The sequence below is a fragment of the Aerococcaceae bacterium DSM 111021 genome, from assembly GCA_020112395.1.
GTDB lineage: Bacteria > Bacillota > Bacilli > Lactobacillales > Aerococcaceae > Ruoffia.
On the sequence record JACCEK010000001.1, the window covers coordinates 274,897 to 295,752 of the forward strand.

Below are 20,856 nucleotides of genomic sequence, written 5' to 3' on the forward strand. Positions count from 1 at the left end.
ATAAACACAATGTTATAGGCTTTAATAACCTATGTATGAAGTTCTTATTAAAATAAAATACCTCCGTTAAAACAGCAAATTTCAGCATAAAACCAAAGTGTTAAGATAGATTGGTTAAAACACACTTAAAAAAGTCATCAAACCTTTGTAATCTAGTATTGATTGAATATATAGTCAAATAAATCATCACTTAACTCTCCAGTGTTACCGGTAATTTCATTAATCGTATAATTTTCAATACGGTAATTATATATGTCTACAAAGAAGACTTCATTTTCACTATCTCTAACTGGTATAACAGCTACTTGATGCGGAAAAGCATCTCTGAACATAATCCCCACTGCTGGTACTTCCATTGAGGTTTGAGCTAAGCCAGTCAGTGTATCACCAACATTTAACATATCCTCTTCGATTCCATTTGAATAATCAATCCCTACTTCTGCATTATTCCATTGAATCTCAACACTTTCAGCACTTGCAAAAGCTAATTGATTCTCAAAGAAATAGACAGTTAATATACCTACACTATTAATATTATTGGGATCTTCAAATCGATAGGCTAGAGCTGTTATTGGGTCTTCTAGTTCTAATTCCGTCATTTCAACTTCAGGTTGAAAATTTTCTTTAACTTCTTCCATAGTAGTTCCGGCTACATTATCTTCTAATCCACGCATAACAGCATTATCCAATAAAACAGTGAGTTGCTCTTGAGCAAGTCGATAACCTAAATTATCCGTTGTATTCTGCGTAACTAGTTCTTCAAGTGAATCAGATGGAATGAAATCTGCCACAGCATAAAACAATAATTGATCAGACATAGGTCTTAATGTACCATCATTTACACCTTCATAGTTCTCAGGTGTAAAGTAAACACTCGTTATAAAAACATCACCTTCATATGTTATAAATTCGAGCATCTTCTCTTCAGTACTATCTTGTGATGGTAAAGCAACTATGGACCCGAGTTGCTCATCTTTAAACATATTGACTAAACCTACAATTGTTGGATTCCCATTTTGTAGAACATCCATACGAGGCCATCCAGGACGGATTGCTTCGTTGACATCCTCTAATGGCATGGTGTTTTCATTTGGGATATCTATTTGGTTGCTTATAAAAGATGTAGCGTATAAACCATCATTATAAAGGTAAAAGTGAATTGAAAGCTGATCTAAATTTGATGAATCATATGTATATATATATTCTTTCTCATAAGCGTCATACTCAATAACTGTTTCTTCAGCATCTGGAGAAAAAAACGCTGATATTTCTTCATAAGTACTACCGTCACCCGTGGCTGTGTCTTTGGTATAATCTTGATACTCTAAATTCGTCAGTAATTCAATATAATCTTCCCAGACAGATTCTGCATCGGGTTCTAAATCGAAAGTATTATCCATTAAATTAGACAATTGACTAATAACATCTTCAGTTTCTGACTTTTCAAAATTTTGTGCACTTACTGGACCGATTTGACTAATCAACAAACATAATATACTTAAAACTACAAAACGTGAAATAGACTTCAAACCATTCATCATTATCCCCTTCTTTCTTAGTCTCACTCATATTTTAACACGCTTACATTATGAAATACATTGATATACTAGGGTTGTCTGATACTAATTATTAATAAGAAAAAAGCCAGCATTTAAGCTGACCTTACAAAAATTTTAAAATCCTAAGGAATGAGTATCGTTTTACCATTACCAGACCGAGTTAATAAATCTTTATGAATCTTTTTTGCATCTTTTAATGAGACACGATTTCCAATAATAGGATTTAATATGTCATTTTCTAACATAGCAATTAACCCAGCTGAGGCTTCCTTGTAATCTGCTTCAGTTAAATTAGGTAATGATGCACCTAAGATATTTAAATTTCGGCTTAAAATATGTCTAGGTGAAATTTCGATTGTATCTCTCGCTCCAACCACTACTATTCGCCCTTTTGTTTTGATAATTTGCATGTCTAATTCAAGGTTTTTATTTGCTAAAAATTCAATAATCACATCTGGACCACTGCCATCAGTATATTCCTTCAATTCATTTAAATTATCTTCACTTAAGTGATACATAGCGTAATCAGCACCATTATCTAGTATTGATTTTAAACCTGATTCATTACTCGATGTCCCTATAACCTTAGCGCCAATTGATTTAGCCATTTGGACAGCTAGTGTCCCGACCCCACCAGTAGCTCCATGAATAAAAACAGTTTCACCCGCCTTTACCTTAGCACGTTGAAAAAGCACATGATAAGCTGTAAAACCAGGTATGCCTAATGCAGCGCCATGTTCAAAAGATGAATGTTTTGGTAGCCTTAAAACTATATCTGAATCGACAACAATTTTTTCAGCATAAGTTCCTGATTGTTCAATGTTTCGGAATGTACCAACGAAAACACGATCACCAATTTGAAATTTTGTTACATCATTTCCAACTTCCTCAATAACACCCGCCCCATCAAATCCAGGAACGAAAGGTAGTTTAGGAACATATAAATTGTAATTACCCGTTAGAACATAAGCTTCATTAGGATTGACTCCAATAGCATGCATTTTGATTTTTACTTGGTTCTTTTTTACTGTTGGTTCAGATTTAACTTTATATTGTAATTTTTCGTAGTCTCCGAATTCTTCGACTACAATTGCGTTCATTTGTTTATTTTTACTCATGTTTTCTCCTCTTTCTTAAATTGTCAATTAGACTCAGCAGAAAATATATATTAAAATTTGAATAAAAAACACTTCCAGAAGAAGTGTTTTAAATAAAATTATGCCAATTTACGGAGTGCTTGTAAATCTTTTATTTTAACTGATGGCGCTCCAGTATCACTATATAAGAACTCTCGAGGAGTTTTACTATTAGACATAGCAACAATTAATCGATCACGATACGGCTCAGCAAGTTCATCAAATAAAAATTGTTCATCTGAAAGGTTTAATTGTTTTCGAAGAGATTCAATTTCACCCTTTGTTTTCAATTTATAAGAACGACTTGGTAATTTATCTGATATATCTCTTTTTTCAACCCGATAAAAATAATTTTCATCACCATAATTAATTTCTAATGCACCAGTGTTCGTTCTAGTTTTAGTAACATTAGAATATTTATCTTTTTGTAATTCCCACCAAGTTTCAATACCTTTTACAGCTTCTTCTTCAGTATGGTAACTACCATGTTCCTTACGAAAGTTTTCTCTACGATTAACCCAATAATTTGTATAGACAGTCTGATTCATAGTATACCTCCTAGACATAGTTGATAGCGTTATCTTATGATACTTGTGAACTAAGGTCAAACATTTAGCTTTCTAGATTTTCTAATTTCCAATCTATAGGAGTTTGTCCGTTAGATTCTAAAGTAGTATTTACTTGAGAAAATGGTTTTGATCCAAAGAAAGAATGTCTAGCAGAAAATGGGCTTGGATGGGATGATTCGATAATATAGTGCTTATTCGTATCAATTAATTCTTTCTTTTGTTGCGCATGGCGCCCCCATAATAGAAATATTACTGGATGATTTAAATTATTTAATGCAAGAATTGCATGATCTGTAACTTGTTCCCACCCCTTATTTTTATGAGAGTTAGGCGTATGGGCTCTTACAGTCAGTACTGTATTCAACATTAAAACACCTTGTTCAGCCCATTTCTTTAAAAAACCATGATTTACTGGGGGGTAATTTAAATCGTTTTCTAATTCTTTATAAATATTTCTTAAAGAAGGTGGTATTTTAACATGTTCTTTAACCGAAAAACTTAAACCGTGTGCCTGACCTTGTCCATGGTATGGATCTTGTCCAATAATTACAACTTTAACATCGTTGTATGGTGTCCATTCAAAAGCAGTCCAAATATCTTCTTTAGGAGGATAGACAACATGTTCAGCATACTCTTCTGTTAAAAACCGCTGTAAATCTTGATAAGTATGTGTATGTGCAATTTCCTCTATTATCGATTGCCAAGCGTTATTCACTTTTATCATCATTTTCCTCCTTATTAACAATATATACTTTACATTAAATCAATCAATTTGTTAAACTTAATCCATTATATAAATATTGAGGTGTCCAATTGTCCAACATAATATTACGCGATGCAACATTAGATGATGCAGAACAAATTTTAAAAATATATCAGCCATATATTGAAAATACAACAGTAACTTTAGCCATTCAAGTGCCTTCCATCGAAGATTATAAAAAACGTATGAAAGCTATTATTGATCATCTAGCTTTTATAGTTGCTGAAGAAAATGATAAAATAGTTGCATATGCTTTTGCAAACCATTTTCAAGAAAAGAGGCAAGCATACAAATACACTTGTATTTTAAATCTATTTGTTGAGCCTTCGTATTACGGAACTGGTTTAAGCCAAAGATTATATGAGGCAATTGAAAATAAATTGAAAAAGAATGGTATCGTTCAACTATATTCAAATCTGACAGCGAGTAATATTGCTGGTTATCGATTTCATCAAAAAAATGGCTATACTGTCGTAGGACAAATGCCGAAATTCGGTTTTAAATTTGATGAGTGGCATGATATTATTTGGATGGCAAAAACAATAAATTCTGAATTTTAAATTTTTTAATTATAATGTAAAAATATGTAAGAAATCTCTGGAATCGTGCGTTCCAGGGATTTTTATTTTATCTTCCAAAGTAAAAGCAGTTTCATTCTTTAAGTAATTAATAACAATACGTTCTGGATAATACAGAATGAGGGTTATTGAACGAGGAACCAATCTTACTGAATCTAATATATTTTCAACGACATTTTTAAATATTTTTATAGAAAAAGGATTAAAAAAATAAAATATTGTATCTTTAGAATTAATAATATAGTCATCTGCATAAGTATGCTCTAGATTAATTACATTGTTTGCTACTTTAAATCTGTTTTGGTACTGCTGCAAATTTTCCTCTAATTCATTAAAAGTCATAGGATGTAATTCTACACCTGTGACATTAATACCGAAACGATAGTGCATATAAAATAACGCTCTCCCCGTTCCACATCCCATATCAACAAATCGATCATTTTTAGAAATTCTTAAATTATTGAATAATAAGCTTAATACATCATAATCTGTAGACTCTAAGCGATGATAATCATATATTGAAGCTTGCCAATCTCTTTCATTCGTTGTTTGGATATTTAATAAGTTATCCCATTCTTGGTTATTCATTTAATCACCTGTATTAAAAAACGGGCCTTATGCCCGTTTAAGATTTATTTATAAAGTAAATATTAACGTGTCATTCCAAAATACGCATTAATACCATTTACTAAACCATTAATTAACTGTTTTTGATAAGATGGATTAATTAATTTTCTGAATTCAGCATCATGATCTTGGAAACCTAATTCAACTAAAGTTGCTGGTATATCCGTAGTACGTGTAACGTGTAGGTTTTGAGCTCGAGTTCCCATATCATTAGCACCAGTTATTGCAATTAAACTATTTTGAATAGCATTCGCAAGTCTCTTACCTTCTGGAATAATATCTGTTCCAATATGGTGATCCATCGTTTCATATCCTTTTTCATCGATTGATGTATCGTGATATAAAGTGACAATACCATGTGCACTATTAGGTATTGGCATTGCGTTGTGATGCACACTGATATATGCATCAGGCATTATGCTATTAGGTTCAAGGTGACGTTGATGTAATGGAATCGTTTCGTCATATGTTCTTGACTCATAAACGATATAACCTTGGTTACGTAAAATGCTTGATAATTGTGATGTAATATTCAAGTTTAAATCTTTCTCTTTAGCATTATTCGCTGCAGATCCAGTTTCTGCACCACCATGTCCCGCATCAATATACACAACATTTTTACCTTGAGGTACTTCTACAGTTGCAGTTTTCGGAACATAACCTACAACACTTCCATTAGAATTCAACAGTTCAATATACGTATTTCCGCTTACATTGTATTCTCTATTTACTGTAAAACGTTGACCAAAATAATTTACAACATCACTTGTACGACCAGTGTATGATAACGTCGTTCTAATTGCTTCAGTTTTACCATTTAATTTTACGTCGTAATTAACAGTTCTTGGTGTCACAGCAGATAAATCTGGGATAGATTGATTTGATCCAGAATTATTATTATTGTTGTTACCACCATTGTTTGAACCAGTTGGCTTAGAAACAATTAAAACATCACCGGTATATAGATAGTTACTAGATAGTTTATTCCAGTCTTTAAGATTTTGAACAGTAATCCCATTTGCAGCTGCAATTTTATATAAATAATCGCCAGGTTTAACTGTATATGTTTTTGTCGGAATTGTTGGATTCGTTGGATTTGAAACATTATCATTGCCGCTATTATCAGAATTTGATGGGTTCGATACAATTAATCGATCTCCAGGATGAATTAAGTTAGATGAAAGTTTATTCCATTCTCTTAACTGACCTTCAGTGATTCCATATTGACTAGCAATTTTACTCACCCATTCACCTGATTTTACAACATGCACCTTTGTAGGTGTATTAGTGTTGCCAGGAGTTTCATTCTTATCTTCTTCTTTTTCTTCTGGCTTAGGCGCTGGTGTATTATTACTTGGTTTTGAAACTACTAATATGTCACCTGAATAGATATAGTTAGTTGATAACTTATTCCAATCTTTAATGTTTTGTACAGAAATTCCATAACGATTTGCAATAGAATATAGATACTCGCCTGATTTTACTGTGTGAGTTTTAGTTGGCGTAGTATCTGGTTTATTGTTCTCGTTGTTTTCATTACCAGTATTTCCTGACGAAGCAGGGTTTGAAACAACTAAGCGATCTCCTGGGTGGATTAAATTGGAAGAAAGATTATTCCACGTTTTTAATTGTTGATCGGTAATACCATACTGTGTAGCAATTTTAGTTACCCATTCACCAGCTTTCACAACATGAATCTTCTTAGTTGTGCCGTTGTTTGGTACATTCTCGTCTTTATTATCTTCAGGTTTTGGAGATGGTGTTGGTATATTCACAACTGGTTTTGCAACATTCAATACATCACCTGAATAAATATAATTACTTGATAATTCATTCCAGTCTTTCAAGTTTTGTACGGTTACACCAAATTTAGAGGCAATTGAATATAAATAATCACCAGACTTAACTGTGTAAGTTTTAGACTGTATTGAACTATCTGTATCATTATTCGTATTATTTGAATCATTATCTTCAGTTACTTTAGTAGAACTAGATACTACTAAGCGATCTCCAGGATGGATTAAATCTGAGGATAAATTATTCCAACTTCTAACTTGATTAGCTGTAACACCATATTTCTGAGCAATTAAATTAACCGACTCTCCAGCTTTTACAATGTGAATGTCTGAAGTAGTACTGTTACCAGCTGAGTTATTATTTGAATTATTATTTTCATTTACTTCTGGTGAAGTAGCTACCGATTTAGATACTTTTAGTACATCTCCTGAATAAATATAATTATTAGATAAATTATTCCAATTTTGTAGGTTCTGTACTGTGACACCATGTTTTAAAGCGATTGAATAAAGTGAGTCTCCAGCTCTAACTGTATATGTAGATCCAGTTAAAGTTACGTCACTCATTGTATTAACTTCATTATTGATAGGTGGTGTATTTGTTACTTCAGTTGTACTATCATCCAATGTTATATAAGAATCTTGTTCTTCAGTCGAAGGAGTAGAAACATCTTCATTTGGTGAAGTTTGACTCACTAGTAAACTTTGACCTGGAAGAATCATTTCAGTACTTAAGCCATTTATTTGCTTAAGTTGTGATAACGAAAGTCCATGACGACCTGCAATAGAATATAAAGTGTCGCCAGCCTGTACCACATACGTTGATGATACTTCTTGAGCAGCCACTATAGTTTGTGATCCACCGATTGCAACTAGCGCTGCTAACGAAAGTGAAACTGTAATCCATTCACCACGCCGTTTGCGCATTATCTTTTTCTCCAAAATGAACACTCCTTAAATTTAATGTAATTATCATAATTATAACATATTTACGTTACCAATATGTTAATAAAAATTATAAATTTTAATATATTAGTTATCCGCTTTAGCAAATCGATTTTCAAGTAAGTTCATTAATTGAGATATAGTAAATGTCATAATGAAATATAATAGAGCTGCAAATAAAAGTGGTGCAAAAGTTGTATAAGTTGCTCCTCTCACTGTATCAGAAGCAAACATTAAATCTTTGATTCCTAAAACGGAAACAATTGAAGTTTCTTTAATCAATACCGCAAACTCATTACCAATTGCAGGAAGAATATTTTTAATGGCTTGAGGTAACAGAACTTTTCTAAATGCCATCCATTTAGGTAAACCAAGAGCTCTCGCTGCTTCTGTTTGACCGGTATCAATAGATTGAATACCACTACGCATAATTTCTCCCATATAAGCAGTTGAATTTATTGTCACTGCTAATACTGCTGAGAGAAAATCATCTAAGTAAATATTAAACATCGGCAGTCCAAAATAAACTAAGTATACTTGTACTAATAATGGTGTTCCACGAATAATTTCTACATAAACACGTGCGATTGATTTAATAAATTTATTCGATGAAATACGCATTAATGCCAATGCTGCACCGAATGGTAATGATAAAACTACGGTAACAAATGCTAATTGTATTGTATACCATGCTCCGTTTAAAAATAGTGGGTAATATTCTTGAATAATATCCATGTGTATCTCTCCTTTTATCCTTTTAAAAATTTATAAGTCTGCTAACTAGTATCGAAAATTTTATGATTATATATACAAATTAAAACAAAAAAGCCTCTATTTCTAATGCTAAACATTAAAAATAGAGACGAAAAATTCCGTGGTACCACTCTGTTTAATTGATAAAATCAATTCACTTATTTATAACGCATCATGCGATATTAGCTACTTTTAGGTTCACTAATATGTCTATTAAGTGCGGTTCAGTCAAGTGATTCATTGTAGCCTTTCACCATTTGCTACATCGCTTTAATTTCACTTATACTTACTCTCTTAAATATTCGACTACTATTTAATTAAGAATAATATTAAAAGAATGAGAATTGTTTGTCAACTATATTCGTTAATTAGATTAAGAATGTTTTATTTCAATAGGTTTATTCTTACGCTTCTACTAACTCTGCAACTTCTTCCTCTGTCATTGAACTATCACAACGTACATTTACTTCTTTATCACTTGCATATAGTAACCCTGGAACTGTCGGCACGCCATATTTTTCGCGGAAGTTTCTTAACTCTTCAGAATAATCAGAATGTTCTGAATTTGTATAATATACTTTTACACTTTGTTCTACACTTACTTTGTGAAGTTTGGGCGCAAATTTCCGGCAATATGGACATGTTGGTCTACCAATAAATACAACCGTGCCTTTTTCATTTGAAAGTAATTCGTCCGCTTTATCGGGAGACACTTCCTCAAAATCTTGAATAATTTCTAAAAATGCATTTTCTTCTACTGTCATAGTAAAACCTCTCTTTCATAATTAAATATTACATCAAATACACTCGATACACCAATCTTATTGCTTACTCCAAATCAATATCTTGTAAAGTTTGTTTTTTCTTATTCTTCAAACGTATCGATGTCAATAGAAGAATAATCCCTATGAGAAGAATGACTAAAGCAACTATTGTAATGGGTCTTCTTTCACCAGTAGATGGCAACTCGATATTGCCCTTATTTGTCTTATCATCCTTACTTGATTTGTTTTTAGTATTATTAATTGAACTAGTTGATTTCGGCTTAGGTAGTTCCTTGATGTTTGTATCATTCCTCACATTTGATAACTGTTTCTTCAGAGACTCCAAGTTATCATTTGGTGCTGTTAAGTTATCCGGAATTTCTTCCAATGTTTCGTCCTCATTGTTTGGTGTATCGATTTTAGAAGCTAAACTTTCTTCCATAGACTCTTCTTCCTTAGGAGATATATCTTTATGAGTGTATTCATCAAAATAGCCAGAAGAACTTGTAGAATTAATATTCCACTGCTGTGCAGTGGCATCAAATAGAACAAGTTTAACTTGGTATCTCTGATGAATACTTCGTACTAAATCAATCGCTTCTTCATCGAATAACATATTTGAATTTAAGTAATTTGCTAGCTCATTTTTTATTACTTCAAAAGCTTCACTGTTTATATTATAAATATAACTCCACTGATTTTCTTTTAGACCGATAATTTTATAATAGTTTTCTAAAAACTCATTTTTATTTTCGTTCTTTATGTACGCTCGTTGAGCGTATTGAGCTAATGTTTCGATATCTATTAAACTAATTTCTTTCGCATAGCTATATGTTTCATACGCTAAGTTGTCTAAAACGATATTTGGCTTATCAGACAATACATTTTCCAAAGCAACTTGATCTAATTGCTGACTGTATAAACGAAAAATATCTTCAAAAGCCACTTTTCGATATGCTTTTGGGATTATTTTTTGTAAGTATGAATCAATTTGTACTAAATAATCATTTAATGATGTTTTATTGTTCAATAATATTTGGTCTACAGACATATACTCTGAAGAGTATGGATACAATTGGCACTCATTATATAGCGCTTTAGATTGTGTCGTATTTTCTCTCTCAACTTGTAATTCATTTAACGTGTAGTTTAAGTTTGAATAATTTTGCTCTAATTGGTTACGATCAGCAATTAATTGATTCAAAACACCTTGAATTTCTTGAATGTAATTTTGCCATTCTAAAACTGTCTCATGATTTGCAACTAACTCTAATTGTTCTTTTTCTGTGAGATACATAAAGTCTGGATTCGTCTCAGAATGAAGACTATACACTTCATCAATCACAAACAATAATTGTGTATTAGCCCAATCAATTGAATCTACTTCGCCAGACTCTAACAAACTGATACTATGATTAATATCATTATATTCAGCTTGGACGAATTGCAGCTCAGTTTCTATCTCTTCAATCATCGCCTCTAATGTAACGGACTCTATACCTTCTCCACCTGTATTTTGTAGAATATTCAGGCAATCCTCTAATGATATAGTTTCATAATTTATATCTTGAGTTACAATATATGGTTCTGGTACTTCCTGAGCGAGTATTGTAACGAATGAACTTAGCAACAGATTAATAAGTATAAATGGTATGAAAATTTTTTTCATAATAACACCTCCATATATATATACGTAAAAAAGTGCCATTTCCATTAATTTATTTTTAAAAAGTGCATTTATTTATTATTTTACTAGTAAAGACAACAAAATTTCATAGAAAAAACGGTTAGTGAAAGTATATTGCTTTCACTAACCGTTTTTTATGTTTGTTAATCTAAATATTCAACAACCTCAACTTTATTAGTATAATATCGCATTCTTTGTACCAATTCAGCGTATAACTCACTTGCTTCAACCAAACCATACTCTTCTGCATCTGCTAACGGCACAACAGAATAAACTGATGTTTCAGGCATTCCAAAGTTATAAGTCGGCATGAATCGCATAGAATCTAATATTACTTCACCATTAGCTAGTTTATTAAAGGTATATTCAGTAATCCCTCCAACTTTTGTATCAATTTCATATTGTCCTGATAAAAAGTTACCATGAGAGAACATTCCTGCTTGGCTTTCATTATAATTTATAAAGGGTTGTAATACGTGAGGATGGCCCCCTAGGATAAAGTTAGCCCCTGCATCTCGTGCTACTTGCATGACTTGCAATTGCCAAGTATTAGGCAAATAATCATATTCATTCCCCATATGGAACATGACAACTGAAACATCAACCTCTGAATTCAATTGCTCAATTTCTAAAGGTATTATGTCCAAATTAATTAATGATAAAAGATACTCTTCCTCTTCTGGAATATAATTACCGTTAGCATCATTAGCATAAGATAAAAAGCCAACAGACATATCCCCTACCTCAATGATTCGAGACGTATTATAATCATCCCAAGAGTCAAAACTTCCAACGTACATCATATCACGTTCTTGTAACGCTCCGATTGATGCATGTGCTCCTTCAGCTCCTAAATCCAACGAATGGTTTGTAGCATTATTAACAATGTCAACTCCAGCATTTTGAAGTGCATCGATAATCTCCTCAGGTGAATTGAAAAATGGATAGGTCGATGGACCAAACACACTACCAGCAGTAATCATTTCTAAATTTGCTGTAGTAATATCTGCGTTTTCTAGATAGGGTCTTACTGGATCAAACATATGATCAAAACTATAACCTTCACCAGTATCTGCATCTTGAAAAACAGTATCATGAATTAAAATATCACCTATTGATCGAATTGTTACTGAATCCATAACTTCAACTTCATTACTGGCAATACCTTCATCTGTGTTCTCAACAATTTCTTCACTATTTACTTCCGTAGATTCACTCGTAGAATCCTCCTCTTGGTTGGTCGATTGACAACCCAAGAAGAGGAAGACTACTCCTAAAAATAAACTTATTGATTTAAAACTATTTATTGTTTTTTTCAAACCTCACTCATCCTTATTCAATTTCTACGAGTAAATCACCTGCAACAATTTGATCCTGTTCTTTAACATAAATACTCTTAATCACTCCAGCTTTAGGTGCTTGTATCGCATTTTCCATTTTCATCGCTTCAGTAATAATTAAGACATCATTCTGATTTACACGATCACCTTCTTTAACGTTAACTTTAAAAACAGAACCTGGCATTTGTGCTCCAATATGATTCGCATTTGAACGATCAGCTTTAGGGCGAGCAATCGCAGACATATCGACATTATTGTCTATAATCTCAACTTGTTCTGGCATACCATTTAAATTAAAGTAAACAATTCGTGTTCCATTTTCTTTTAAAGGTCCAATACTTGTTAATTCAACTAGTAATGTCTTACCAGGCTCTAAATCAACAACAATACGTTCATTTAACTTCATACCATAAAGGAATGTAGGTGTGTCAATCATGTCAACTTGACCAAAATCTTCAATAAAGTTTAAGTAATCACGGTAAACTTTCGGATATAAACCTAAACTAAGCATGGAATTCATATCAACAGCTTTATAAAGTTTTTCTGTTAATTCAGTCTCAGCTACATGGAAATCAAATGGTTCTATATGATTTCCTGGGCGATCTGAGATAGCCGTTTCATTTTTTAATACGACAGCTTGTAATTCTTTATTCATTCCGCCAGCAGGTTGACCAATCTCACCCTTAAAGAAAGAAATAACTGATTGTGGGAAGTCCAAAATATTTCCTTGCTCTATAACAGACGTCTCATCTAAATCATTTTGAACCATGAACAATGCCATATCTCCTACAACTTTAGAAGAAGGTGTTACTTTAACGATATCGCCAAATAAATAGTTAACTCTATGATACATATCTAATACGTCATCATATCTCTCACCTAAGCCTAATGATTGGGCTTGCATACGTAAGTTACTATATTGTCCGCCTGGCATTTCGTAATCGTATACTTTTGTCCAAGCAGTCGTTAAATCACTTTCAAATGGAGTGTAATATTTACGAGTTGCTTTCCAATAATTTTGCATTATATCATTAGCTTCCAAATCAAGATTAACGTTACGATCTAATCCTTGTCGAGCATAGTAAAGTGCATTAGCATCAGGTTGTGAATTTTGTCCTGATAAAGCAGCATTCGCAGTATCAACGATATCAACGCCCGCATCGATTGCTCTGGAATAGATTGCAACACCCGTACTAGTTGTGTCATGCGTGTGTAAGTGAATTGGTCGAGATACTTCTTGTTTCAATGCGCTTATTAATTGATATGCTGCTTCTGGTTTTAAAATACCAGACATATCTTTAATGGCGATTGTATGTACGCCTAATGCCTCTAATTCTTTAGCCATGTTTACGTAGTAGTCTAACGTGTATAAACTTGATCGTTTAGGATTAAGTATATCACCAGTGTAGCAAATAGTACCTTCAACAATTTTTCCTGTCTCTAAAGCAGTTTCAATGGGTAATTTTAAAGCTTCTAACCAGTTTAAAGAATCAAATATTCTAAAAACATCAATACCTTCTTGAGCACTTGTTTTAATAAACTGTTGAACTAAATTATCAGGGTAGTTCTTATAGCCAACTGCATTCGAAGCACGTAATAACATTTGGAATGGAACATCTGGAATTAACTTACGTAAATCACGTAATCTTTGCCAAGGACTTTCTTTCAAGAAGTTATAGGCAACATCAAAGGTAGCTCCTCCCCACATTTCAAGTGAAAAGTAATCATGCATTGTTTCATTCATAAATGGAGCAATTTCACGCATATCTGTTGTTCTTAAACGCGTTGTTAATACAGATTGATGAGCATCTCTCAATGTAGTATCAGTTAATAATGTATTCTTTGACTCAAGTACTGCTTTTGAAACTGCTTCAGGGCCTTGTTGGTCTAAAATCTGTTTAATTGACAAAGCACTATTATCATGAGGTTTTGTCCATACCTCACCTGGCATATTGAAAGATTCACGGTGAATGTTTGTTCGACGACCTTTGATTTTTGGTACTTGTCGTAATTCAAAGTGAGGTTTTTCTTCAGCATCAACTCCAGGGAAGCCATTTACTGTAACGTTCGCGATATATTTTAATAGTTTATTACCACGATTTCTAGGTGGAACAAAATCAAATAACTCTTTATGAGAATCTATAAATGTGACATCGTACTCTCCAGAAATGAATTGTGGATGCTTAATAATATTCTCAATAAAACGAATATTGGTTTTAAGACCAACCACACTCATTTCTTCTAATGAACGTCTTAGGTTAGCAATTGCACCATCTTTTTGAATTGAATAAGTAGATATTTTTACTAATAATGAATCATAGTACGGTGTAATATTTGCACCACTGTATGCATCCCCAGCATCAAGACGTACGCCAATCCCACCTGGTGAACGGTAACCAATAATTTTACCAGAATCTGGTGCAAAATTATTTAATGGATCCTCTGTTGTTACACGTGCTTGAACGGCAAAACCGTTTAAACGAACATTTTCTTGGCTTGGGAAACCAATTGTTTCGTCAAATAATGACTCACCATCTGCAATTAAGATTTGTGTACGAACAATATCTAAACCTGTAACTAATTCTGTAATAGTATGTTCAACTTGAACACGTGGATTAACTTCGATGAAGTAAAATTCATCATCTGATACTAAAAATTCAACAGTTCCAGCATTAATATAACCAATATGATTCATAAGTTGTAAAGAGGCATCTGTTAATTTTTCACGCATTTCAGGACTTAAGTTGAATGACGGGGCCACTTCAACAACTTTTTGATGACGGCGTTGAATCGAACAATCACGCTCATATAAATGCATAACATTTCCATGAGTATCCCCTAATATTTGAACTTCAATATGTTTGGGCTTATCAATGTAACGTTCCGCATACATACGATCATCACCAAAAGAATTTTTAGCTTCAGATTTCGCTCGATCATAGGCGTTTTCGATCTCCTCTTCAGATTCAACAATACGCATACCTTTACCACCACCACCACTAACAGCTTTTAACATAATTGGGTAGCCATGTTTTTGTGCAAAATCTTTAACGTCAGAAAGTGAATTATCATCCGTTACTGTTCCAGGAATGATTGGTAAACCAGCCTCGATAGCAGTTTCACGCGCGCGTGTTTTATTACCAAACATCTCTAAATGTTTTAACTCTGGACCGATGAATATAATTCCCTCTTCTTGACAACGACGTGCGAATTCATAATTTTCACTTAAAAACCCGTAACCTGGATGAATGGCATCAATATTTTTTTCTTTAGCTAAGGAAATAATTCCTTCAATGTCTAAATAAGCGCCAGTAGGATTTAATGATTCCCCTACTAAATAAGATTCGTCCGCTTTTTGTCTATGTAATGAACCAATATCTTCCTTAGAATATATTGCTACAGTAGTTATTCCTAATTCTTTACATGCACGGATAATTCGAATTGCTATTTCACCACGGTTAGCGATTAATACTTTTTTAATTTTATTCATTATCTCAACTCCATCTTGTTTACTTAATTTAGTTCCAAATATTTAATGATTCATTTTGAGCACGATTTTCTGCTTCTCGCAGCAAACTTTCATACGAATTATTAGGTGGATTTACATATCTCACTTTAGCAAGACCAGCTTCTAATAAAGCTTCATTAATTAATGTATCGTCGCTATAGACATAGGCTAATATACGATCATAATTGTCTGTAGGTGGGCCAACATCTAATTCAATGTATACTTGCTCCGCTTTATCCAAATACTCCTCATTCAAATCTTTGGCTTCTTGCGCATATGGCTCTGGTCCACCATCTCCATAATTCATTTCTGGACTATTAATTATAAGATACCTGACAGGTAACTCATAGCCATTTAATTCAATACGAATCGTGTCACCATCATTTGCTGAAATATACTCAACTGGGATCTTTTTCAAAGTCGGTAATACTTCAAAATTACTTCCATCGAATTCATTGATAATGACTTTCGCATCCTGATCACTTATAACTGTGTTAGAGTAATTAAAACTAAATAAATCAGGTGCAACCAATAAAACCAAAACAATGATTATTGCTGATAAACTCCAACTGATCTTTTTATTTTGATTACCAAAGGTTCGTAGCAACCGATGAAAGAGTGTTTTTTTACTCAAGTGAGCCCTCCGTTCTAATTGGTTAAATACACAATTGCTATTATAGCATAATTATTAGACCGTTTTATCATTTTGTGAGAGAATTTTAATCTAATTTATCATCATATACTTATAAGTTGATAATAAGTTAAACGAGTCACATGAGTTTTGATTAATAAAAAACACCACTGCCATATAAGCTGTGGTGCAATAAAAACTTTACCTCATAAAATTTTCTTTTAAAGATTCACTTTTTTCATTTGGTATTTGACGAATATCTACTTTCGTTCCTTGATCTTCTATAGTTGAAAGCCATTCGATTTGTTTACTATTTAATGAAACACCTGGAGCAATTGTTCTACTACCTCCAGATGGTGCCACACTAGATAATGTCACAGTCGGTATTGAATATCCTAGATTCATGATAACTTTCAAATCATTTATTGTTTCAAATATAAGAATAGGATGTTTTTGAGCATCGAGTTTATTTAGCATTTTGATTGCTTTGCTTAAACTATAATAGCGACACGTGATTCCATCTGGAACAGCCATATCTAATAAACCTTGTTGCATTTTATTTTCAGAAAGTTTGTCATTTACGACAATAATAAGATTACTCTCGACCTCACTACACCACAGTTCTGCTACTTGTCCGTGGAGAAAATGATCATCAACAAGAGCCATGCTTACATTAGCCATTTTTAATTCTTCCCTTCTAATTTTACATTCAGCGGATATGTTACGCCAAATGAATGCTAAGTGCAACTATTATTAGCTAAAAAACACGAAAAAAGTAAACTTTTTAGTGAAATCCACAGGATGCCTTACACTAATTTAGATACATCATAGTAAGCATGTTCAAATTACGGTATAATGTTATCTGAACTAACAATTAAAATTGGTAGAGGTGAAATAATGTATTTGAAAACTACGTCTAATAACCATTCAGAATTTTACACAATACTAGACGAAGCATCCATTCCTAAAGCTAAAAAGATTAATAGGCGCATGCAAATTCAAAAAAGCGATTCCGAGTTATTTTTTCGTTTCAATCAATCAGTACGCTTAACCTCAGACAATGGTTTAGCTCTTATCGTGCTAACCAATACACCTGAGGATGAATCAACGTATCAAGAGTTTATCTTAACTAATAGTATTGATTTAGTCCCTGGTGTCTATTTTAACACGTTAGCTATTACTGAGGAATGTAGTATTTTTATGGAACCACTTGGGAAGGATTCTCCTACAACTATTCCAACCGCAAAAAAAATCGCGATAAGAAAATACCAACCAAAATTATACATAGAAAATTTACACACTTTATTTTATCAGATAAAAATGGCACCTTTTGAAAGTCTCTCTGTACCTGGGAATTACTATGAATTAATAATTGTAGATCAAGGTGAATTAATTCATAATGTTAATGATGTTGATTACATAGCAAAGAAAAATGATTGCTTTATCTATCAACCCGGCCAAATTCGTAAACAAAGAATCCAGCAAGACGGCGTCACTTCTTATTTGTCAATTATATTTGAAGCCACAGGCTTAACTCACTCAGCGACAAATCAAATTATACATTTAGGTTCTCAAAACACTGCCCTGATAGAACGGATTATTGAATTGTCTAATATCACGACCAATGGTACGTACAGTGATGATGAAGTCTTACTCAACTTAAAATTAATTTTACTGAAAATTGTTCAAGGTGAAGCTAATATTAGTGAAAAACCAACAACATCTATGCGCGAAAATTATGAGAATGAATTATTTCAAGCAATGGTTGATTTTTTAGATTCAAATGTCGAAAAACAAAATCAAGTAAGTGATTTAGTCGATCATTTTTCATTATCACGCTCAACCATTCAATCATTATTTAATAAATATGCAAATACAACGCCTAAAAATTATATCAATACAATTCGATTGAATAGAAGTAAACAAATGATTCGTGATACACAAATGACCCTGTCCCAAATCGCTGATTACCTAGGGTATGGATCCATTCAATACTTCTCACGAGCATTTAGTAAGGAATTCGGTTTAAGTCCTTCTAGCTATGCTAAATCAATTGTATAGCAGTTTTTTATTGTCCTTATACGAAAAACACCATCCATTGGGCTAAAGACTCGCTCAATGTGATGGTGTTTTTGATGTAATTTATTATGCTAGTTTTGCTAGTAAATCCGGACGGAAGCCGTTAAATGGCTCTTCTCCATCAATCTCGACAACTGGAAGTGATTGGAAACCAAGTGCTTTGATATGAGTTAAAGCTTCTTCGTTATCAAAAACATCTAAAGTAGAATAATCTACACCTTTGTCATCCAGATATTTTTTTGTAAAGTCACATTGCATACAATTTGGTTTTGAATAAACAGTAATTTTTGACATATATATTACCTTCTTTCTTAAAACTATAAATTTATCATACTGCATTCCAATACAAAAAACAACTATATATTGTGCTGTTAATTAAAAAAGGCACAATATATAGTTGTTAGGATATGTATGATAAGTTACTAATTATGGCCTAGTTCATTATAAATGGGTACACCGCATAGTGATGACCTACGTATTTTGTAAAATATAATTTGAAATTATGCTTATTTTGATACGTTTGAACTAACTTGTGCAATTCATCTTGTTGATCTCTATCATTGATTTCATCAAATTGACCCATTACGACAAACTCTACTTTATTTAGTACATTCAACAAATCAAGCTGTGCAAAGTAGCTACGTATCTTATAAATATCTCCAGATTTTCCTTCAAGTAATAATCCACTCGCATTATCCGAATTAAAATATGGTGTTCCTGCTAATTTTAAATAACAACGCAGATTCCCACCTATAACTCTCGCATTTTCTTCAATATGTTCAGGAAAAGTGCTACTTCTATCTATTCGTTCATTATTAAACAATACTCGTTTGAATCCTTCTTTAGCTATACCACTGTCATCTTTAACAATATTAGTAACTAAGAAATTTACAGCAGTAATTTTTGTCTTTAATAATAAAGCATTAATGATTACCGTATTGTCACTGTATCCAAGGTAACATTTATCTTTAATGCCTTCAATTGCCCGCCAATCGTCATCAGTAAATTGATTCAGCACTTCATTTGCTAAATCACCACCAGATAAATCAAATATTGCTTTAATATTAGGATCAATAAGTGCATTATATAACTCTTCTTTACGATAAGTTGCATCATGTGTTTTATTGTTAATGGGATCTATATATACTGTCGGACTGATGTGGACTTTTAAATTAAATTCATTGACTAAACAATCATACAATGATGTTATCTTTAATCTTACTTGTTCATTCAAAGTAAGCCCATTAGAACATCCTAGTAAGATGACTTCATCATCAGATTTAAGGTGCATAGTATCATCACTTTCTATATCTAAGTTATTTTTACGAAGCATTTGCTTCTATCTCTACTAATTTTTCCATAAGTTCATGCAAATGTCCAATTTCTAAATTAGCAATTTCATCTTTATTGTATACTTTCGCTATCTTACCTTGGTGAAGAACAACGATTCTATCTCCGTATTTTAATGCGTCTTGCATATGATGTGTAATCATTAAAGTAGTTAAGTTATTCTCTGTTACCATCTTGTGTGTCATTTCCATGACTTGTTTTGCAGTACGCGGATCGAGCGCAGAAGTGTGCTCATCCAAGAGTAATAGTTGAGGTTTTTGCAATGTCGCCATGACTAAAGAGATAATTTGTCTCTGACCACCAGATAAGTATTCTATGGGAAGCTCTAACCTTTTTTCTAAATCTAAATTGAATTGAGATATATACTCAGCCATTTGAGCTTTATTATCAGAGTTTAATGAGAGCGATAAGCCTCGTTTTTGCCCACGTTTATTAGCTAACATTAAATTTTCAAATACTGACATACGTGGAGCTGTTCCCATACTTGGATTCTGAAATACTCTTGCGACTAGACTCGCACGTTTTATCTGTGGAATATTTGTAACATCCATATTGTTTAAAAGAATATTTCCACTGTCAGGTTCGATATGACCAGTCAATGCATTGAATAAAGTCGACTTCCCTGCTCCATTTGTTCCAATGATTGAAATAATCTCACCTTTTTTTACAGAAAGTGTAATGTCTTCAAGACCTTTGACAATATCTCCTGTTTTGCGTTTGAAAACTTTGGATATGTGATTTAATTCTAAATAATTTTCTGTCATATTGATT

At 32.7% G+C, this 20,856-nt stretch carries 18 protein-coding genes and 1 other annotated feature; of the genes, 2 read left to right on the forward strand and 16 right to left on the reverse strand.

Annotated elements, in window-relative coordinates:
* Positions 1-152: 152 nt before the first annotated feature.
* The 4 genes from HYQ40_01340 to HYQ40_01355 all read right to left on the reverse strand — a co-directional run bounded on the left by HYQ40_01340 (position 153) and on the right by HYQ40_01355 (position 3,991).
* Positions 153-1,541, reverse strand: coding sequence for a hypothetical protein (locus HYQ40_01340; GenBank protein MBZ6526402.1), 1,389 nt, complete (start codon positions 1,539-1,541; stop codon positions 153-155).
* Positions 1,542-1,681: 140 nt separating this feature from the next.
* Positions 1,682-2,659: an NADPH:quinone reductase gene (locus HYQ40_01345; protein MBZ6526403.1), complete on the reverse strand. Its 978-nt coding sequence runs from the start codon at positions 2,657-2,659 to the stop codon at positions 1,682-1,684.
* 116 nt (positions 2,660-2,775) lie between these two features.
* The gene (locus HYQ40_01350; protein MBZ6526404.1) at positions 2,776-3,243 is read right to left on the reverse strand and encodes a hypothetical protein; all 468 of its coding nucleotides are present in this window, start codon (positions 3,241-3,243) and stop codon (positions 2,776-2,778) included.
* 64 nt (positions 3,244-3,307) lie between these two features.
* A complete protein-coding gene (locus HYQ40_01355; GenBank protein ID MBZ6526405.1) occupies positions 3,308-3,991 on the reverse strand; it encodes a uracil-DNA glycosylase in 684 nt (227 codons plus the stop codon).
* A gap of 86 nt (positions 3,992-4,077) precedes the next feature.
* Between HYQ40_01355 and HYQ40_01360 the strand changes: the two genes are divergently transcribed.
* On the forward strand, positions 4,078-4,587 hold the full coding sequence (locus HYQ40_01360) for an N-acetyltransferase family protein (protein MBZ6526406.1): 510 nt from the start codon (positions 4,078-4,080) through the stop codon (positions 4,585-4,587).
* Positions 4,588-4,596: 9 nt separating this feature from the next.
* Here the strand turns inward: HYQ40_01360 and HYQ40_01365 are convergent, their stop codons facing one another.
* The 9 genes from HYQ40_01365 to HYQ40_01405 form a co-directional block, all read right to left on the reverse strand.
* Positions 4,597-5,193, reverse strand: coding sequence for a class I SAM-dependent methyltransferase (locus HYQ40_01365; GenBank protein MBZ6526407.1), 597 nt, complete (start codon positions 5,191-5,193; stop codon positions 4,597-4,599).
* Between the two features lie 62 nt (positions 5,194-5,255).
* A complete protein-coding gene (locus tag HYQ40_01370) occupies positions 5,256-7,970 on the reverse strand; it encodes a LysM peptidoglycan-binding domain-containing protein (protein ID MBZ6526408.1) in 2,715 nt (904 codons plus the stop codon).
* A 90-nt stretch (positions 7,971-8,060) separates the two neighbouring features.
* Complete coding sequence (locus HYQ40_01375; GenBank protein ID MBZ6526409.1) at positions 8,061-8,708, reverse strand: amino acid ABC transporter permease; 648 nt, start codon at positions 8,706-8,708, stop codon at positions 8,061-8,063.
* Positions 8,709-8,828: 120 nt separating this feature from the next.
* Positions 8,829-9,038, reverse strand: a binding site (T-box leader).
* A gap of 92 nt (positions 9,039-9,130) precedes the next feature.
* Positions 9,131-9,490, reverse strand: coding sequence for a thioredoxin fold domain-containing protein (locus HYQ40_01380; protein MBZ6526410.1), 360 nt, complete (start codon positions 9,488-9,490; stop codon positions 9,131-9,133).
* 64 nt (positions 9,491-9,554) lie between these two features.
* Positions 9,555-11,159 (reverse strand): hypothetical protein, encoded by a 1,605-nt coding sequence (locus HYQ40_01385; GenBank protein MBZ6526411.1) that lies wholly within the window; start codon positions 11,157-11,159, stop codon positions 9,555-9,557.
* Positions 11,160-11,320: 161 nt separating this feature from the next.
* The gene (locus HYQ40_01390; GenBank protein MBZ6526412.1) at positions 11,321-12,316 is read right to left on the reverse strand and encodes a CapA family protein; all 996 of its coding nucleotides are present in this window, start codon (positions 12,314-12,316) and stop codon (positions 11,321-11,323) included.
* Between the two features lie 193 nt (positions 12,317-12,509).
* Positions 12,510-16,007: a pyruvate carboxylase gene (locus HYQ40_01395; protein ID MBZ6526413.1), complete on the reverse strand. Its 3,498-nt coding sequence runs from the start codon at positions 16,005-16,007 to the stop codon at positions 12,510-12,512.
* 28 nt (positions 16,008-16,035) lie between these two features.
* The gene (locus HYQ40_01400) at positions 16,036-16,659 is read right to left on the reverse strand and encodes a thermonuclease family protein (GenBank protein ID MBZ6526414.1); all 624 of its coding nucleotides are present in this window, start codon (positions 16,657-16,659) and stop codon (positions 16,036-16,038) included.
* A gap of 198 nt (positions 16,660-16,857) precedes the next feature.
* A complete protein-coding gene (locus HYQ40_01405) occupies positions 16,858-17,337 on the reverse strand; it encodes a PTS sugar transporter subunit IIB (protein MBZ6526415.1) in 480 nt (159 codons plus the stop codon).
* A 216-nt stretch (positions 17,338-17,553) separates the two neighbouring features.
* On the opposite strand from HYQ40_01405, the gene HYQ40_01410 reads away from it, so the two are divergent.
* The gene (locus tag HYQ40_01410; protein MBZ6526416.1) at positions 17,554-18,717 is read left to right on the forward strand and encodes a helix-turn-helix transcriptional regulator; all 1,164 of its coding nucleotides are present in this window, start codon (positions 17,554-17,556) and stop codon (positions 18,715-18,717) included.
* Positions 18,718-18,801: 84 nt separating this feature from the next.
* On the opposite strand, the gene nrdH is transcribed toward HYQ40_01410, so the two are convergent.
* From nrdH to HYQ40_01425, 3 genes are all read right to left on the reverse strand, one after another.
* Complete coding sequence (nrdH, locus tag HYQ40_01415) at positions 18,802-19,029, reverse strand: glutaredoxin-like protein NrdH (GenBank protein ID MBZ6526417.1); 228 nt, start codon at positions 19,027-19,029, stop codon at positions 18,802-18,804.
* A 139-nt stretch (positions 19,030-19,168) separates the two neighbouring features.
* Complete coding sequence (locus HYQ40_01420) at positions 19,169-20,068, reverse strand: LD-carboxypeptidase (protein MBZ6526418.1); 900 nt, start codon at positions 20,066-20,068, stop codon at positions 19,169-19,171.
* On the reverse strand, positions 20,058-20,849 hold the full coding sequence (locus HYQ40_01425; protein ID MBZ6526419.1) for an ATP-binding cassette domain-containing protein: 792 nt from the start codon (positions 20,847-20,849) through the stop codon (positions 20,058-20,060). Before HYQ40_01425 ends, HYQ40_01420 begins: the two co-directional genes overlap by 11 nt.
* Positions 20,850-20,856 lie beyond the last annotated feature (7 nt).

Excerpts from the sequence above, each read along its gene's own strand:
- HYQ40_01340 (MBZ6526402.1), bottom strand. The coding sequence starts at position 1,541 with ATGATGAATGGTTTGAAGTCTATTTCACGTTTTGTAGTTTTAAGTATA.
- HYQ40_01345 (MBZ6526403.1), bottom strand. The coding sequence starts at position 2,659 with ATGAACGCAATTGTAGTCGAAGAATTCGGAGACTACGAAAAATTACAA.
- HYQ40_01350 (MBZ6526404.1), bottom strand. The coding sequence starts at position 3,243 with ATGAATCAGACTGTCTATACAAATTATTGGGTTAATCGTAGAGAAAAC.
- HYQ40_01355 (MBZ6526405.1), bottom strand. The coding sequence starts at position 3,991 with ATGATGATAAAAGTGAATAACGCTTGGCAATCGATAATAGAGGAAATT.
- HYQ40_01365 (MBZ6526407.1), bottom strand. The coding sequence starts at position 5,193 with ATGAATAACCAAGAATGGGATAACTTATTAAATATCCAAACAACGAAT.
- HYQ40_01375 (MBZ6526409.1), bottom strand. The coding sequence starts at position 8,708 with ATGGATATTATTCAAGAATATTACCCACTATTTTTAAACGGAGCATGG.
- HYQ40_01380 (MBZ6526410.1), bottom strand. The coding sequence starts at position 9,490 with ATGACAGTAGAAGAAAATGCATTTTTAGAAATTATTCAAGATTTTGAG.
- HYQ40_01385 (MBZ6526411.1), bottom strand. The coding sequence starts at position 11,159 with ATGAAAAAAATTTTCATACCATTTATACTTATTAATCTGTTGCTAAGT.
- HYQ40_01390 (MBZ6526412.1), bottom strand. The coding sequence starts at position 12,316 with ATGGATTCAGTAACAATTCGATCAATAGGTGATATTTTAATTCATGAT.
- HYQ40_01395 (MBZ6526413.1), bottom strand. The coding sequence starts at position 16,007 with ATGAATAAAATTAAAAAAGTATTAATCGCTAACCGTGGTGAAATAGCA.
- HYQ40_01405 (MBZ6526415.1), bottom strand. The coding sequence starts at position 17,337 with ATGGCTAATGTAAGCATGGCTCTTGTTGATGATCATTTTCTCCACGGA.
- HYQ40_01410 (MBZ6526416.1), top strand. The coding sequence starts at position 17,554 with ATGTATTTGAAAACTACGTCTAATAACCATTCAGAATTTTACACAATA.
- nrdH (MBZ6526417.1), bottom strand. The coding sequence starts at position 19,029 with ATGTCAAAAATTACTGTTTATTCAAAACCAAATTGTATGCAATGTGAC.
- HYQ40_01420 (MBZ6526418.1), bottom strand. The coding sequence starts at position 20,068 with ATGCTTCGTAAAAATAACTTAGATATAGAAAGTGATGATACTATGCAC.
- HYQ40_01425 (MBZ6526419.1), bottom strand. The coding sequence starts at position 20,849 with ATGACAGAAAATTATTTAGAATTAAATCACATATCCAAAGTTTTCAAA.